This window comes from Intestinimonas sp. RTP31139st1_F5_RTP31139_211217, from assembly GCF_040226735.1.
Taxonomy (GTDB): Bacteria; Bacillota; Clostridia; order Oscillospirales; family Oscillospiraceae; genus Intestinimonas; species Intestinimonas butyriciproducens.
The window spans coordinates 1-14,936 of the sequence record NZ_JBCOAQ010000018.1 but is presented as its reverse complement, the minus strand read 5'-3'; the positions used below and the strand labels follow the sequence as shown (position 1 = coordinate 14,936).

Sequence of the window (14,936 nt, the reverse complement as noted above, 5' to 3'; positions counted from 1 at the left end):
CAGTCGGCTCCGGACCCCTTGGGTCGGCTGTATGTCCTGTCACGCCGCGGCGGATGGCTCCGTCTCCGCGTTTGTCATGTCATAGGTGCTCGGGAACACGGCGCCGTTGACCACCCATACGTCGGTGAGGTCGGGCTGGCCGTCCTCACCCACCGCGCAGACCAGATAGTCGCCCTCGCCATGGGGGACCCCGGCCCGATTGGCCTGGAGCACGTCGCCCCAGGAGGTCTGCACCTCCACCTGGAGCTCTGCGGGAACAAAGCAGGCAAAGTTTCCGGTGGTGGGCTTTGTCTTGAGTTCGATATACGTATCGGCGGTGAAATCCTCGGCCGTGAGCTCGCTGCCGTCGGCCTTGGTGTAGGTCTGGATGACCTTCTCAAGCTTGGTCACCCACTCCTCGCCTACCGTACCCTTGAGGATCACATCCGCGCCATTGGGCTGGGCCGTATAGTGGGCGTCCTCCAGCTCATTGTACACCTCGGTGTCCTGAGAGACCATTTTGCCCTGGATCATATAGTCGGTCTTGCCGGTGGCAAACCATTCGTATTCGGTGGTGGCCAGGTAATCCTCCATGCTCGTCTTACCCAGCAGATTTCTGGAGAAGAAGGCGGAGATGCTGCCCTCCACGGCGGCGGTCACGGCGGGCTGATCGGAATAGAATCCATAGCCATGGTCGGCGTCGGGCACAACGATCTCCTCGGCGGCGGGGTAAGCCGCCACGATGAGCTTATTGGTGGCGTCGGTCACCACATCATCCTTGTCGCCGTGGAGCACCAGCATGGGACCGGTATAATTTTTGATGTTGGCCAGGGGGTCCACCAACATATCCTCAAACCATTGGGCGGAGAGGGACAGATTCTGTCCATAGCGGGTGGTGTAGTCAAAGGAGCCCTTCTCCTCGGCAGAAGCGATGGCATCCTCGATGGAAGTCCCCTCGGGCAGTATGCCCGCAATGGACTCTTCGCCGGGGTTCGCGGCGGCGGACAGGAGGACCACGGCCTTATAGGGGTTCCCCTCCTCGCTGATGATCTCCAGCGCCAGGCGTCCGCCCATGGAATAGCCCAAAATACCCAGCTTCGCCTCATCAATATCATAGTTTTCCAGCAGATAGGCCAGGGAGGCATTGGAGTCGGACTTCATGTTGGAGAGCGTATTCTCCGTAAAAGGCGCGGTGGAATCACCGCAGCCGGGGAAGTCCATGCGGATGGAGGCAATGCCCGCCTCGGCCAGAGCGGCGGCCACGCCGCCGAAACCCACGTTCTCATCTTTGCTGCCGCCGTGGCCGTGGTTCATAACCACAGCCGGGAAGGGTCCCTCCCCCTTGGGGATGGTGACTACGGCAGGCACCTGACGATCTCCGTTGGGGATGGAAACGGTGGTGGCGGTATAGGCGTCGGTCTCCACGGTGCCGGAGGGCTCCAGCTTGGCGTAATTCATAAGAATGACGGCCAGCTCGGTGCGCACGGCGGTGCCGTTGGGGTCCAGCAGGTTCCCCGGCTTGCCGGAGAGAATCCCGTTGTAAAAGCAGATGCTCATACCGGAGAGCGCCCAGTCCGGAATGGCGTCGTAATCGGCCATCTCCTGCATAGCCATACCACCCGCGGTGACGTCCATGTTTTGGTACTCGGCGTAGCGGGCGACCACGGTGGCCAGCTCGGCGCGGGTGATGGCGCGCTCGCCGTTGAAGCTGCCGTCCTCCGGGATGGCGGCGAGACCAATGCCTGCCGCCCAGTTGGCCGCGTCGGCGTACCACTTGCCGCTGATGTCGCGGAAGGCGGACCAGGTCAGGTCTCCATCAGCGGACACCAGGGCGGCGCCATCCTCGGCGGGCATCTCAGCCGAGTCGGGCTGTCCCTCCATGTTGTAGAGGGTCTGGAACACTGTGGCGCGGGTCACCGTGCCGTTGGGGGTGAATACCTTGGCCTCAGTGCTGGTGGAGCCCATGATGCCGTTCTCGATAACATAATGCACCGCCTCAGCGTACCACGCATCCGCGTCCACATCCGCCCAGTCGGCGGCCTCGGGCTCCTCAGGGGTCTCGGCAGGGGCGTTCGTCACTGTGATACGACCCCCGGTCTGCCCATAACGAGCCTCAGTGACCGTGCCGCCCAGCTCATCGGTGATATAATCCATCAGGACCTCATCCATGGAAACTCCCAAATCATAGTTGACGGTAGCAGCCTTGAAGGCATAGTAGGTATCGCCGCCGGAAGCCATGAAGTCATTGGTGGCAATGGTGTAAGTTTCGGTGAGGCTGAAGTCCCTGCCCCCCACGCTTTCAATGGAGACGCGCCCGATGGAAGCGGGAGCGTAGTAGGTGGAGCCGGGGTACTGCTCGCCCTGGTCATAGGCCACGCCGGCGTCTACGGTGAATACGATGCCGGACACCTGGGGGAACCCGCCGATGGCAGTGGGCGTGCAGTAGGTGGAGGCCTCCAGCGCCTCCAGCAGCTCGGCTCCGGTAACCTTGACGATGCTCAGCGTGTTGCCGAAGGGGAGCACGGTGTTGACATCCTTCTTGGTGATGTCCCCGGCGGCGATGCTGGCGCGGATGCCGCCTCCGTTGGTAACGGCCGCGTCCACCGCCTCGCCTTCCCGCTCGGCGCCCCAGACCAAAGCGTCGGTGATCAGGTCGCCCAGATTGGTTTCCTCCGTTCGGTTGCCGGGCTCACGCTCGCCGTTAAGAAGGGCCTCCGTGCCGGCAAACACCGCGCCGTACTCCTCGTCTACCTGGGCCTGGATCTCGGCGGCACGGGCAGCCACCGCTTCGTCGGTCAGGCTGACGCTTTCGGCGGGGATGCTCTGGGCAGTGATCCCCGTCTCGTCGAGAACGACCATTCCGATGTTTGCCAGCTTGGTGCCGGTGGAGGCGGTCACGGTGTCGCCCACCTGATTGCCCTCGGCCACAGCGGCGATATCTTCCATGGTGGAATGGGAGTGCCCGTCAATGAACACATCAATGCCGGAGACCTCGGCCAGCAGATCCACGGAGCGGTTACCGGCGGACTCATCGTCAATGCCCAGATGCCCCAGGCAGACAATATAATCACAGCCTTCGGCCTCCAGCGCATCCACCTGCTCCTGCGCAGCGGCGAAGAGCGCCTCACCGGCCAGGAAGGTAACGCCCTCGATCTTGGCGGGGTGGGCTTTGGTGGCGGTCTCAGGGGTATCCAAGCCGAACACACCGATCTTGACGCCGTCCTCCGTGGTGAATACCGTGTTGGCGCCGAAGGCCACCGTGTCTCCATAGAGGACGTTGGCGGCCACGATGGGGAACTCCGCTTCATCGGCCAGCGCGGCCAGATTGGCGTAGCCGTAGTCAAATTCGTGGTTGCCGGGGGCCGCCACATCATACCCTGCCAAATTCATCAGCTCCACGGCGGATGCCCCTTCCGAGATGCTGACGGTGGGATCTCCCTGGATGAAATCACCGGCGTCCATCAGCAGGACATAGGCGCCCGCCTCCTCCATGGCGGCTTTCAAGGCGGCCACCTTGGCATAGCCGGCGATGGCGCCGTGCACGTCATTGGTATGCAGGATCACGATCTCTCCGGACATATCGTCCGGAACCGTGTAGGGGGCGGCCTCAGAGGTCGTCTCCTCTGCCGCCGCAGGTGCGGCCAGGGAGAATACCAGGGCCGCCGCCAGCAGCAGCGACAACAATTTTTTCTGCTTCATTCTTTTGCTTCCACCTTTCTTTTCCACAGTTCGGATACCATTTGCCCGTATGGTCTGGATCTTTATAATAGTAGCAAAGCAGTGCGGGGAATACAAGAGCCGGCGGTCGAAAAGTGCGGGATTTTGCTTTTTCAATGCAGAGGGGCCGAAAACGAGCATGCTCGTCTCCGGCCCTTTCATTCTTATTTCGTGGCCCAATTGCCCGTGGCCTCGGCGGTGAGGTAGGCGTTGATGAACCCGTCCAGCTCACCGTCCATGACGGCGTTGATGTTGCTGGTCTCAAAGGCGGTGCGGTTGTCTTTGACCAGCTGATAGGGCATGAACACATAGGAGCGGATCTGGCTGCCCCACTCGATCTTGAGCTGCACGCCCTTGATGTCGGAGATCTTCTCGGCATGCTCCTGCATTTTGAGCTCCACCAGTTTGGAGCGGAGCATCCGCATACAGGTGTCTTTGTTCTGGAACTGGCTCCGCTCGGTCTGACAGGCCACTACCACCCCCGTGGGCTTGTGGATCAGCCGGACGGCGGAGGATGTCTTGTTGATGTGCTGGCCGCCGGCGCCGGAGGAGCGGTAGACCTGCATCTCGATATCCTCGGGACGGATATCCACCTCCACGTCGTCCGGGATCTCCGGCATGACCTCCACAGCGGCAAAGGAGGTCTGCCTCCGGGCATTGGCATCAAAGGGAGAGACCCGGACCAGCCGGTGGACGCCGTGTTCGCTCTTGAGGTGTCCGTATGCGTTGTCGCCCTGGATCATAATGGTTGCGGATTTGATTCCGGCCTCGTCGCCGTCCAGGTAATCCACCACCTGGTAGGTGAAATCGTGCCGCTCTGCCCAGCGGGTATACATACGGTAAAGCATCTGCGCCCAGTCCTGGGCCTCGGTGCCGCCCGCTCCGGCATGGATCGTGAGGATGGCATTGGCACTGTCATACTCTCCGGTGAGCAGCGTGGAGAGGCGCGCCTCCTCCATCTCAGCCTCCAGCCGTGCAAAACCCGTCTCCACCTCGGGCACCAGGGAGTCGTCCTCTTCCTCGTTGCCCATTTCGCACAGGGTCATCAGATCGTCCCACTGGCCTTCCCGTTTCCGCTGCGCCTCCAGCTTGTTCTCCAGCTGACGCATCCTGCGGGTCACCTTTTGGGACTTCTCCAGGTCGTCCCAAAAGCCGGGCGCGGCGCTTTCAGAGTTCAGCATATCCAGCTCCTGCTCGGCGGCGGGCAGGTTCAGGGCCTGGGCCAGCTCGTCCAGGGCCGGCTTGATGTTGTTCAGCTTTACCTTGTACTCGTCAAATTGCAGCATCGCTCGCACGCTCACTTCCGTTCAAATAGCTCATATATTATATCCGAATCTCCCCATGATGTAAAGAAAAACCCGCCCAAAAGGCGGGCGGGTTCATCTATCGCTGATATTGGGCTGTTGGTCGCCGTGAAAAATGAGATCGTCCACGTCTCCCGCTCCGGTCGCCCGACGCGGCTCACTCTCCCGCTGCTCTTCCGGCATTTCCCTGCGCCTCCCTCTGTTTTTTGATGTACGTATCAGTATATGCAGTACCATCCTCAGTATGTGCGCTCGCCCTCTGCCAAAATTGTCGGGCATTGTCAAAACTTTTGGGGTTGACACGCCGCTCCAGATGTGTTATTCTATTTGAGCACTTAAAAAAGTACAGTGAGCTGGAGTAACACGCCGGAGTGGCGGAATTGGTAGACGCCCGGGACTTAAAATCCTGTGGGAGCGATCCCGTGCCGGTTCGACTCCGGTCTCCGGTACCAATATCGCGGGGTAGAGCAGTTTGGTAGCTCGTCGGGCTCATAACCCGGAGGTCAGTGGTTCAAATCCACTCCCCGCAACCATAAACCCTAGGACCGCAAAGGTTCTAGGGTTTTCTCTTTGCTTGCGCTTTTCGACTTTTTTCGCCCTTCTGCGCATCGTTCGGATCATGGTCCGGACGATTCTGTTTCCCAGCAGAGCGCGTCCTGTACAGCATCGTACAGGTGGACCAGGCTGAGTTCCAGCTCATTGCACAGCGCCACAAAGCGTTCGGCCACAGTTTTACTCAAAAATACATCCGGCAAATAGATGGTCTCTCGCATGACATTCTGGGCAAGTTCGTACCCGCAAATTCCATAGGCGGTATATACTCCGTGTTCTTGGTTATATTGCTCCTCCTTGATAAACCTGTACTGATACATATACTATTCCTCCCAATCGCTCTGGTCAATTTGCTGTATGTGCCGTCGCCCAAATTCCCAAGAATTGTACTATATGAGAGCAGCTTCCGGGCACTCTCTGTGAAAATAACAAATTTTTCATGGATATTGGCGTCTTTTTTACCTCAAGACGCATTGGTTTTCTGATTTCGTTGGAAAGGATGCTTGAAATGCGCATTGCAATATGCGATGATAACGCCCTTGACCGGGCACTTATTATGGACCTATTGCAGCAGTATCTGGAAGATCGCTCCATCCGATGTGAACTGACCGGCTATGAGGATGGGGTCACACTAATCTGCGACATGGAAGACGGCCTCTGGTTCGACGCGGTCTTTCTTGATATTTATATGAGAGGACTGCTCGGGATCGAAGTGGCCCGCAGGCTGCGTTCCCTTCATTACGACGGCGCCATCGTTTTTCTCACCGGCACGAAAAAATTTGCGGTGGACAGCTATGAGGTGTCCGCCTTCGGCTATCTTCTGAAGCCCCACAGCGCGGAGAAGATCTACAAGCTCATGGACCGGCTCACCCATGACTTTGACATCAGTGCCTATCAGGTGCAGCAGTGGAACCGGCTCATACTGATCCCCTATAATGATATTCAGTATGTGGAGAGTTCCAACTCCAAGTGTATCCTCCACAGTAAGGGCGGAGCCACTTATAACATTTATAAACGCCTGGATACCATTGAACAGGAGCTGAACGATCCCCGTTTTCTGCGCAGTCATCAGAGTTTTCTGGTGAACATGGACTATATACGGCAGGCGGACAAGCACTTTGAACTGCTGACCGGAGATATCGTCTCCATCCGGCAGCGGGATCTGAAGGCAATCCGCCAGCAGTACCTCGACTACATAGAGAAGAAGAGCGCCTCTGACTCCGATATGAAATCCAAAGCATTGCCCCAGGGCGGCTGAACCGTCCGTCACGGGCCATCGCCGCTCTAAAAAATGTCCCAGGTAGACCCAACCGGGTCCACCTGGGACATTTTCCTCTTCCTATTGTCTGAAAAAAACCACCATGGGATGGGTCAAATCATAGATCAGTACTCCTAGTACAAACAGAGCAGCACACAGCAGCACAGAAACAGGCGGTGCAGACCGTTGGCCTCTCTTGCCCGTTATTCCCACCAGCTCATCCAGCGAACCGTCCAGCACCATGACAATATCACACACCGTCTGAAAACTGGGGTTATCTGTCTGTCCTTCCATAATTCGATTGATCGTTCCTACCGGAATCCCGGCCAGATCTGCCAATTGCTGATTCGTCAGCTTTCTCTGGTCCTTCAACTCTTTCAGCTATGTCGAAATCATTTTTTATCACCCACGATAAGACAATTTATCAGATATATCGCGTTTTTCCAAACCCATTACCAGATTTGTGTTTGACACATTCCGCCCTCTGCCCTACTATCTTGTATAGATATCTGAAATCCATTTGACGGGAACAGCATAACATAAGTTTTATATGTAGTGTAAACTCTGAGATGGAGGAATTCGATCATGATGAAAAAGCATTCGCTCAATCATCTGGGTCTGTGGCTGCTTCCGGAGCTGAGCCGCAGGGATATCCAGTTGAGAGAATTTGCCCACCTGCTGGGCACAACGTCCCTGGGCCTCTCGGACCTCCTCCTATAACCTGCAGCCTTCAGTGCCTCTGCAAGCTGTCTGGACAATGGATACAGCTCGATATGATCCAGGACATCTCCCTCTGCGGAGACGACGTGTTCAGCCTGGCCTCCAGGTTCAACACGCTGCAGCTCTCTCCCCTCCACTTCAGGGATGCCGTGCTCGACAGCGTAAGTTGATTTTTTTCTTCATCGGCCCCGAGTTGACGAGGTTGGATGGACCTATTTTAAAAATGATAGATCCAATATAAAAACGCGGCGGCCAAAGGGCAAAGTTTCATTAAAGAAGTTAAGGGCAAGGCAGACCGCAATGGTTTGCCTTGCCCTGTTTATAGTGTGTAAACCCACTATGACACTTTCGGGTTTCGGGGAAAGTGCCTGTGGGAGAGAGATAAACTGAAGGTCACCGCGCATATTGAATCCACCCGATAATCAGAAGATGCAGCGGATAATAGAGGTAAAACAGCCATTTCATGACACGGTTCAATTTCTCGTTGTTACCTCTTTGGCCATTGTATAGCCTGATAATTGGAATTGCAAAAATGATGCCCATCTGCAATAGCCCATAGACTTTGTCGATTGTAAAAAAATACACCGTCGCATAAATCGCCACATAGAAAACCATCCACAACATTTGTGTTTTGAATTTTCCCCTATTTGTTCCGAACGCCAAAATACACAGACTTGCAACACAACTCCAGTCGCTGGGGAAGCTAATCAAGCAGATCAGCACGATAAGGATTACTTTTACTGTATTTTTCTGTACGCTTCGGCTGTTCACCACCCGAAGCATAACCAACCCCCATGCAAGCGACCACATGACGCTTGTCTGGTTCAGTACACTTCCGTAGTAAAAGGGAATAAAGGACTTCCAATTGACAAAATCCATCGACGCAAACACATAGGCAAAGTGTGATATGAATGCAAAGAGAAACAGCCGCACCGTGTATTTGTTCAAATTTTTAGTATAATGATACCCCTCCGCAATAAAGTAACACATAATGGGGCAGGTAAGTCTGCCTATGATATGGAGCAAAATCGGTACAAACTCTTTTGGATAACCGGGATAGATCATCCATGTAACATGGTCAATTGTCATTGCAATAACAGCAATTAACTTGATTGTATTTGCATCCATTTTCTTATATCTTTCCATGTAGTATTCCTCTTATGAAAATCCCGATTTTTGGGTTGGTTCATTATAAAACAACACCCGCCGAAAAGCAATTACCTTTCGGGGGTGTTGACTTCCTTACAGTATGCTCCCCAACTGGGCCGCCGCCTTTGTATTGAGCCCCTCCTCGCTCACTCTCGTTACAGCTTACTGCAATAATCCACCATGAAGTCTTTGAATATCTGGGCGCTCTTGCACAGATGGCTTTTTGCCCTCCAGTAAATCGCCTGGGGCCGGGAACAGGGTGGGTTTACAATTGGAATCATGACAGTGCCGTCATACAGCCCGCTGTTCTGTCCCGTCGAAGTGGCAATACAGACCATATTTTCACTGATGAGCATTCTTGGGCGCAGGATATAGTCGCACTCGATCCTCGATTTCGGCGTAAACCCCGCCTTGAGGCAGAGACTATCGCAAAAATTCCGAAAAGAGGTATTGTGAGGGGAATTGACAAACCACTCGTCTTTGGCCTCCGCCAGATCGATCCATGCCCGCCCGGCAAATCGGTGAGTCGGCGGAACGGCCAAAAACACCTGGGAATTAAAGAGAAGCTGGTATTCGAATTCATACTTGGGGTTGATGATCTCCCCTGTCGTGGCAATATAAAAATCAGCGTTCTCCACTAGGGGATTCGAGCGGCCGGAATAATCGGAGTTCGTCCCTGTGTCGAACGCGAGCAGGGAGATGGAAATCTCCGGATGTTCAGCCGAAAAGGCACGCAGCGGATTGTTCCAGAGGTTTGGATTGGTTACCGCCACAGAGACGCTTGCTTCGCCCAGATTCTGAGCCTCCTTGATCTCCGTCTCTGCACTGTCCAGCGCATAAAAGACCTGATCCACATACCTTTGTAATATTTTCCCATAATTGTTCAGCCGGATATTTCTTCCCACCCGGTCAAACAGCTTAACGCCCATTTCCTTCTCCAGTCTGGCCAGGCTGGAGCTGATGGCGGAGGGAGTCACCAGCATTTCCTGCGCCGTTTTGTTCAGGTGTTGCCGTTTTGCCAACTCGGAAAAGTACTTCAACTGCAGCAAGTCCATCGTTCTCCCGTCCTTTCATTAAGATATTTCTTAACAAAACTCGTCAAAAAATGAAATTGATACTTAATATTATCCTGTGTTATGATGAGCCTGTCAAGAGAAAGTTACAGAAAAGGCCGGTAAGCTTTCCGAAAAAATCGTGCAAAACAGAAAATTCATGGGATAGAGAGGGTATGCTTTCAATGGAACTGTTGGAAAACTACAGGCTGGTGGATTTGACCGTCCCCATCAAGACCCCGAACTCGGAAGAGATGGACCCGAAACTGGCCACAAGCCTGGCGGCTGAGATCGAATATCTGGATCACGAGGATACCATCCCCCTGGTCAGCGGATATTTCGGCTGTCGTCCGGAGGATCTGCACGGGGGCTGCGGCTGGGCCACAGAGCGTGTCAGGACCTCCACCCATGCGGGGACACATGTGGATGCGCCATGGCATTATGCTCCTGCTTCCGGCGGTAAGCCCTCCCGCAGGATCGACGAGTGCCCCCTGGAGTGGTATTTCGGCCGCGGCGTGGTGCTCAATATGACCCACAAAAAGAGCGGCGAGACCGTCTCCGCCCAGGACGTAAAAGACGCGCTGGCCGCTCTGGATTATACCCTGAGCTATGGCGACATCGTCTGCATCCGCTACGACACGGACAAGACCTTCGGTACGGCGGCCTATTGGGGCGAGCATCCGGGCCTGAGCGCGGAGGCCGTACGCTTTATCCTGGATCAGGGCGTCAAAGTCATCGGCGTCGACTCCCCCGGCTTCGATATTCCCTTTGCCAAGACAAAGGCTAAATTTGCCGATTCCCACGACAACTCCATCCTCTGGGAGGCACACTGCGCCGGCATCGATTACGACTACTCCCACATTGAAAAGCTGGGCAACCTGGACAAGGTCCCCGAAAAGGGTTTTTACATTTCCTGTTTCCCCGTCAACCTCTACCAGGGCAGCGCCAGCTGGTCCCGGGTCGTGGCCTTCGTTCCGAAAGATCAATAAGCCCTCGCGCTACCGTTTATGGCGGCTCCTATCGGCTGCCGCGGAAATATAAGAGGAGGAACTATCATGAAAAAGACTTGCAAACGGCTCTTGGTTTCCCTGATGGCAACGGTTATGCTCTTCTCTCTTGCAGCGTGCTCCGGCAGTTCCAACCAGCCCGCCTCCGGCGGGACTCCCGCTTCGACTTCTCCGGGCGGCGCCGAGTTGGATTTCCCCAAGCAGGACATCACCCTTATTGTCCCCTATGCCGCCGGCGGCACCACCGATCTGTTGGCCCGCGCTCTGACCACTCAGCTGAGCGATGACCTTGGTGTCAACGTGATCGTACAGAATGTGGAGGGCGGCGGCGGTACCACCGGTACCTCTCAGGCCGTAAACAGCAAGGCCGACGGCTATACGCTGGCCATCTGTTCCAACGGCGGCTACCTCATTAACCCCGCGATCAACGAAGTGGGCTATACTTGGGAGACCACCACCCCCATCTGCATCGTCTCCGAGATTCCCATCGCTCTCGGTGTTGCCGCCAGCAGCCCCTATGAGACCCTGCAGGACCTGATTGACGCGGCCGCCGCCGCCCCCGGCAGCGTGACCTATGTTTCCCCCGGCGCCAACAGCACCCCCCATCTTCTGGTTGCCGCCGTTGGCCAGCAGGCCGGCGTGCAGTGGAACCACTCCCCCAACAGCAGCTCCCCCGCCGCCATTGCCGAGTTGATCGGCGGCCACATTGACGCCGTATCCGTCAATCTGCCCACCTTCAAGAGCTATACCAACGACGGCAGCGTCCGCCTGCTGGCTGTTACCGGCGACGAGCGCGACCCTTCCTATCCCGACGTCCCCACCTTTAAGGAGCTGGGCTACGACTTCCCCGCCTCTGTCTATTTCTGCATCGTCGGCCCCGCCGACATAGACCCTGCTGTTGCACAGCGTCTCTCCGACGCCGTAGGCACCGCCATGGAAAATGCCGATGTGCAGGACTCCTTTACTAAGCTTGAGTTCCCCATGAGCTTCACCAGCTCTGAGGACTTCGCCGCCCGGATCCCGGGAGACTTTGCCCTGTATGAAGGGATTCTGAAGGACTTGGGTATCCTCAGCTGATCCACTTTTCTCAGCGTTCCATCTGAAATATCGGGAGCAGCGGCCTGTCCAGCCAACTCAAGACGACGTGGCCGGACAGGCCTGCTCTTCGCCAAATCCTAACGCCCTTTAGAAGGGAGACCAGAGAATTATGAAGAAGAAATACATGGACTGTATCTCGGGTGCGGTGCTCATACTATTTGCCCTCTGGGGCTGGTATGAGACGTCCACCTGGAAAGTGTCTGCGGCATCCGGCAGTCTTTCTCCCAGAGTCTATCCCCGGGCAGTATTCACCTGCATTCTCATCTGCGGCGCCATCATCCTGGGCAGGACCCTTTTTAAGATGTTCCTTTCCAAGAAGGACTCTGCGGCTGAGTTGGACCGCATGATCGACATGCACTTGGTAAATGTCGCCGCGGTTACCGTCTTGACCCTAATCTATATTTTTGCACTTCGCGCTTTCGGGTTCCTATTCACCACGCCTGTCTTTCTTTTCCTTGCCATGCTGCTGTTCGGTGAGCGGAAGTGGCTCCGCATGGTGATCATCAGTATCGTGGGGACCGCTGTGCTGTACTTGTTCTTCGTTCAGATCATGAGCGTACGGTTCTAACAGCGGCACCGACGAACTGGATCAATCGGAAAGGAGAAACCATATATGGACATACTGCAAAATCTCGCCGCAGGCATTGCCCACTTGGCCAGTCCTGAGGTTTGGCTCTTCATTATTCTCGGCGTTGCCGTCGGCATCGTCTTCGGTGCCATCCCAGGTCTCACCGCCACCACGGCAATCGCCATGTTCACCCCCCTGACCTTTGCGCTTCCCCGCTATCCCGCCTTCGGCTTCCTGCTGGGCATTTACTGCGGCGGCTACTATGCCGGCAGCATCCCCGCCATTCTGCTCAAAACGCCCGGCGCCCCCGGCAACGCGGCCACCTGTGTGGACGGCTATCCCATGCGGGAACAGGGACTGGCCGGCAAGGCCCTCTCCCTCTCTGTTACCTCTTCTATGATCGGCGGTATTTTTTCCGCCCTGGTCTTGCTGTTTTTTGCACCGCTGATCGGTAAAATGGGTTATCTGTTCGGCGCGCCGGAGTACTTCGCCATCGCCATGATGGGTATGACCTGCCTGGCCGGCGTCTCCGGCAAGGATCTCTGCAAGGGCATCGCCTCCGGTCTGTTGGGTCTGTGCATGGCCATGATCGGTCAGGATGCCATCACCGGCATGACCCGCTTCACCTTCGGCTCTGTCCAGATGATCTCCGGCATTTCCCTGATCCCTGGGCTCATCGGTCTGTTTGCGGTGACCGAGGTTCTCAGCAAGGCGGAAGAGATCGGTCGCGAAAAGAAGGGCACCATCACCGACTTCAAGTTCTACCCGCCCAAGCTGGCCGACTATATCCACATCAAGTGGATCCTGTTCAAATCCTGCCTCATCGGCACGGTCATCGGCGCGATCCCCGGCACCGGTCCTACCATCTCCGCCTGGATGGCCTACAACGAGGCCAAGCGCTCCTCCAAGCACCCAGAGCTGTACGGCAAGGGCTCTTCGGAGGGCGTCATCGCCTGTGAGGCCTCCAACAACGCGGTGACCGGCGGCGCCATGATCCCGCTTACCACCCTTGGTATCCCCGGCGACTCCGTCACCGCCATCCTGCTGGGCGCCCTGATGATCCACGGTATGACCCCCGGCGTGACCTTTGTCACCAATTACGCCGACATGCTGTACTTCTTCTTTATCGTCCTCATCATTGCCAATCTGTTTATGTGGGCGTTTGGTCTTTTGGGCAGCAAGCTGTTCCCCTATATCCTCTCCGTCCCCACCCAGATCCTGATGCCCTTTGTCATCGTCATGTGTATCTGCGGCGTCTATGCGGCCGCTTCCACCTACTACAACCTGTTCCTCATCGTGATCCTCGGCGCGGTCGGCTTCCTGCTGATCAAAGCTGGCTTCAGTATGGCTCCTATGGTCCTGGGCTTTGTGCTGGGCAACATCATCGAGAATAACTTCCAGCGTGCCCTGATCGGGAGCAATATGGATCCCCTCTGCTTCTTCTCCAGCCCCCTAAGCATCGGCATCTGGGTCGCTGCCATCGTGCTGACCACCTGGATGCTGGTCAAAAACAAACAGTCCAATGCCATGGATGCAAAACTAAACTCTGCCAAAGGTGCGGATACGTCCGCAGAGAAAGACTAATCTGAAAATTTCCCAGAAAGGAACATCACTATGATCCATAACGAAACCATCGATCTTTTGCTCGCTCACAGCTCTGTCCGCCAGTATCAGGACAAGCCGGTCTCCCAGGAGGTGGTGGACACCATTTTGAACTGCGCGCAGCGGGCGCCTACCTCCAGCTATCTTCAGTCCTATACCATCATTCAGGTGGAAGACAAAGAGAAGCGGGCCGCCCTGATGGAGTTCTCCGGCGGGCAAAAGTGGCTGGTCAACGCCCCGCTGGTGCTCCTGTTCTGCGGCGATCTGCACCGGGACGACCAGCTCCTCCACCCGGCCGATCAGAACGTACTGCACAATGCGGAGCTCTTCACCGTCGCCGTCTCTGACGCCTCTCTGGTGGCCCAGCGGGCCTTTATCGCGGCGCAGGCCCTTGGTCTTGGCGGCGTGATCGTAGGAGGTGTCCGCAATGAGACCGCCAAAATGGCCCGCCTCTTTGACCTGCCGGAGCTGGTATTCCCGCTGTACGTGCTCTGCCTGGGCTATCCTGAGTCCGTTCCCGTGCAGCGCCCACGCTTCGAGACCCGGTTTATCCACGCGGTGGACCGCTATCCCGCCCTCCCAGATCCCGACGCGCTGGCTGCCTATGACAACGAGGTCCGCGAATACTTCCTCAAGCACACCAGCGATCCCAACGAGTTCGGCTGGATCGCCCGCGGACAGCACGCCATCTCCTCCAAGCCCCGGTATGCGGTGGGCGAGTACCTGAAGGAGGCCGGCTTCCTGACAAAGACGGAGCCCTCTGTGTAATCGCCTTCTGCCATTCGCCGCAGTCCCAGACTGTGCATCCTACCCTAGAAAGGAGATCTATCCCTGTATGGGCAAAAAACTCATCATCACCGCGGCACTCTGCGGGGCGGGCACCATGAAATCCCAGACGCCCTATGTGCCCGTCACACCCGAGGAGATCGC

The 14,936-nt window shown here is 56.3% G+C and carries 14 protein-coding genes and 2 tRNA genes; 10 read left to right on the top strand and 6 right to left on the bottom strand.

What is annotated here, in order from left to right; translation table 11 throughout:
- Nucleotides 1-39: 39 nt before the first annotated feature.
- Nucleotides 40-3,678 (bottom strand): alpha/beta fold hydrolase, encoded by a 3,639-nt coding sequence (locus ABUA09_RS11515; protein WP_279202611.1) that lies wholly within the window; start codon nucleotides 3,676-3,678, stop codon nucleotides 40-42.
- Nucleotides 3,679-3,860: 182 nt separating this feature from the next.
- Nucleotides 3,861-4,982, bottom strand: coding sequence for a peptide chain release factor 2 (prfB, locus tag ABUA09_RS11510; protein ID WP_033118108.1), 1,122 nt, complete (start codon nucleotides 4,980-4,982; stop codon nucleotides 3,861-3,863).
- Nucleotides 4,983-5,365: 383 nt separating this feature from the next.
- Here prfB and ABUA09_RS11505 point away from each other — a divergent pair.
- Together ABUA09_RS11505 and ABUA09_RS11500 are read left to right on the top strand one after the other, a co-directional pair.
- Nucleotides 5,366-5,452: transfer RNA gene (locus ABUA09_RS11505), tRNA-Leu, on the top strand.
- Nucleotides 5,453-5,456: 4 nt separating this feature from the next.
- Nucleotides 5,457-5,533, top strand: a tRNA-Met gene (locus tag ABUA09_RS11500).
- A gap of 84 nt (nucleotides 5,534-5,617) precedes the next feature.
- Here the strand turns inward: ABUA09_RS11500 and ABUA09_RS11495 are convergent.
- Nucleotides 5,618-5,872, bottom strand: coding sequence for a DUF6514 family protein (locus ABUA09_RS11495; protein WP_033118109.1), 255 nt, complete (start codon nucleotides 5,870-5,872; stop codon nucleotides 5,618-5,620).
- A 188-nt stretch (nucleotides 5,873-6,060) separates the two neighbouring features.
- Between ABUA09_RS11495 and ABUA09_RS11490 the strand changes: the two genes are divergently transcribed.
- On the top strand, nucleotides 6,061-6,810 hold the full coding sequence (locus ABUA09_RS11490) for a LytR/AlgR family response regulator transcription factor (RefSeq protein WP_058118455.1): 750 nt from the start codon (nucleotides 6,061-6,063) through the stop codon (nucleotides 6,808-6,810).
- An 81-nt stretch (nucleotides 6,811-6,891) separates the two neighbouring features.
- Here the strand turns inward: ABUA09_RS11490 and ABUA09_RS11485 are convergent, their stop codons facing one another.
- The gene (locus tag ABUA09_RS11485; protein ID WP_279202609.1) at nucleotides 6,892-7,182 is read right to left on the bottom strand and encodes a helix-turn-helix domain-containing protein; all 291 of its coding nucleotides are present in this window, start codon (nucleotides 7,180-7,182) and stop codon (nucleotides 6,892-6,894) included.
- A 213-nt stretch (nucleotides 7,183-7,395) separates the two neighbouring features.
- On the opposite strand from ABUA09_RS11485, the gene ABUA09_RS11480 reads away from it, so the two are divergent.
- Complete coding sequence (locus ABUA09_RS11480) at nucleotides 7,396-7,530, top strand: hypothetical protein (RefSeq protein WP_272041072.1); 135 nt, start codon at nucleotides 7,396-7,398, stop codon at nucleotides 7,528-7,530.
- Nucleotides 7,531-7,923: 393 nt separating this feature from the next.
- On the opposite strand, the gene ABUA09_RS11475 is transcribed toward ABUA09_RS11480, so the two are convergent.
- Nucleotides 7,924-8,676 (bottom strand): TraX family protein, encoded by a 753-nt coding sequence (locus ABUA09_RS11475; RefSeq protein ID WP_033118111.1) that lies wholly within the window; start codon nucleotides 8,674-8,676, stop codon nucleotides 7,924-7,926.
- Nucleotides 8,677-8,834: 158 nt separating this feature from the next.
- Nucleotides 8,835-9,734, bottom strand: a complete 900-nt coding sequence (locus ABUA09_RS11470) for a LysR family transcriptional regulator (protein ID WP_033119329.1) — start codon at nucleotides 9,732-9,734, stop codon at nucleotides 8,835-8,837.
- Nucleotides 9,735-9,916: 182 nt separating this feature from the next.
- Here ABUA09_RS11470 and ABUA09_RS11465 point away from each other — a divergent pair, with 182 nt between their 5' ends.
- The 6 genes from ABUA09_RS11465 to ABUA09_RS11440 all read left to right on the top strand — a co-directional run.
- Nucleotides 9,917-10,720, top strand: coding sequence for a cyclase family protein (locus tag ABUA09_RS11465; protein ID WP_058118456.1), 804 nt, complete (start codon nucleotides 9,917-9,919; stop codon nucleotides 10,718-10,720).
- A 66-nt stretch (nucleotides 10,721-10,786) separates the two neighbouring features.
- Nucleotides 10,787-11,815 carry a Bug family tripartite tricarboxylate transporter substrate binding protein gene (locus ABUA09_RS11460; protein ID WP_195614914.1) on the top strand — a complete coding sequence of 343 codons (1,029 nt, stop codon included), beginning with the start codon at nucleotides 10,787-10,789 and terminating at the stop codon, nucleotides 11,813-11,815.
- Nucleotides 11,816-11,945: 130 nt separating this feature from the next.
- Complete coding sequence (locus tag ABUA09_RS11455) at nucleotides 11,946-12,404, top strand: tripartite tricarboxylate transporter TctB family protein (protein WP_227151688.1); 459 nt, start codon at nucleotides 11,946-11,948, stop codon at nucleotides 12,402-12,404.
- 45 nt (nucleotides 12,405-12,449) lie between these two features.
- Entirely contained in the window at nucleotides 12,450-13,988 is a 1,539-nt protein-coding gene (locus tag ABUA09_RS11450) for a tripartite tricarboxylate transporter permease (protein WP_208319847.1), read from the top strand.
- 30 nt (nucleotides 13,989-14,018) lie between these two features.
- Nucleotides 14,019-14,774 (top strand): nitroreductase family protein, encoded by a 756-nt coding sequence (locus tag ABUA09_RS11445; protein ID WP_033119333.1) that lies wholly within the window; start codon nucleotides 14,019-14,021, stop codon nucleotides 14,772-14,774.
- A 67-nt stretch (nucleotides 14,775-14,841) separates the two neighbouring features.
- Nucleotides 14,842-14,936 (top strand): 3-keto-5-aminohexanoate cleavage protein (locus ABUA09_RS11440; protein WP_195969966.1); only part of this gene is annotated, 95 nt, incomplete at its 3' end.

Coding starts and splice junctions, on each gene's coding strand:
- ABUA09_RS11515 (WP_279202611.1), bottom strand. CDS start 3,678: ATGAAGCAGAAAAAATTGTTGTCGCTGCTGCTGGCGGCGGCCCTGGTA.
- prfB (WP_033118108.1), bottom strand. CDS start 4,982: ATGCTGCAATTTGACGAGTACAAGGTAAAGCTGAACAACATCAAGCCG.
- ABUA09_RS11495 (WP_033118109.1), bottom strand. CDS start 5,872: ATGTATCAGTACAGGTTTATCAAGGAGGAGCAATATAACCAAGAACAC.
- ABUA09_RS11490 (WP_058118455.1), top strand. CDS start 6,061: ATGCGCATTGCAATATGCGATGATAACGCCCTTGACCGGGCACTTATT.
- ABUA09_RS11480 (WP_272041072.1), top strand. CDS start 7,396: ATGATGAAAAAGCATTCGCTCAATCATCTGGGTCTGTGGCTGCTTCCG.
- ABUA09_RS11475 (WP_033118111.1), bottom strand. CDS start 8,676: ATGGAAAGATATAAGAAAATGGATGCAAATACAATCAAGTTAATTGCT.
- ABUA09_RS11470 (WP_033119329.1), bottom strand. CDS start 9,734: ATGGACTTGCTGCAGTTGAAGTACTTTTCCGAGTTGGCAAAACGGCAA.
- ABUA09_RS11465 (WP_058118456.1), top strand. CDS start 9,917: ATGGAACTGTTGGAAAACTACAGGCTGGTGGATTTGACCGTCCCCATC.
- ABUA09_RS11460 (WP_195614914.1), top strand. CDS start 10,787: ATGAAAAAGACTTGCAAACGGCTCTTGGTTTCCCTGATGGCAACGGTT.
- ABUA09_RS11455 (WP_227151688.1), top strand. CDS start 11,946: ATGAAGAAGAAATACATGGACTGTATCTCGGGTGCGGTGCTCATACTA.
- ABUA09_RS11450 (WP_208319847.1), top strand. CDS start 12,450: ATGGACATACTGCAAAATCTCGCCGCAGGCATTGCCCACTTGGCCAGT.
- ABUA09_RS11445 (WP_033119333.1), top strand. CDS start 14,019: ATGATCCATAACGAAACCATCGATCTTTTGCTCGCTCACAGCTCTGTC.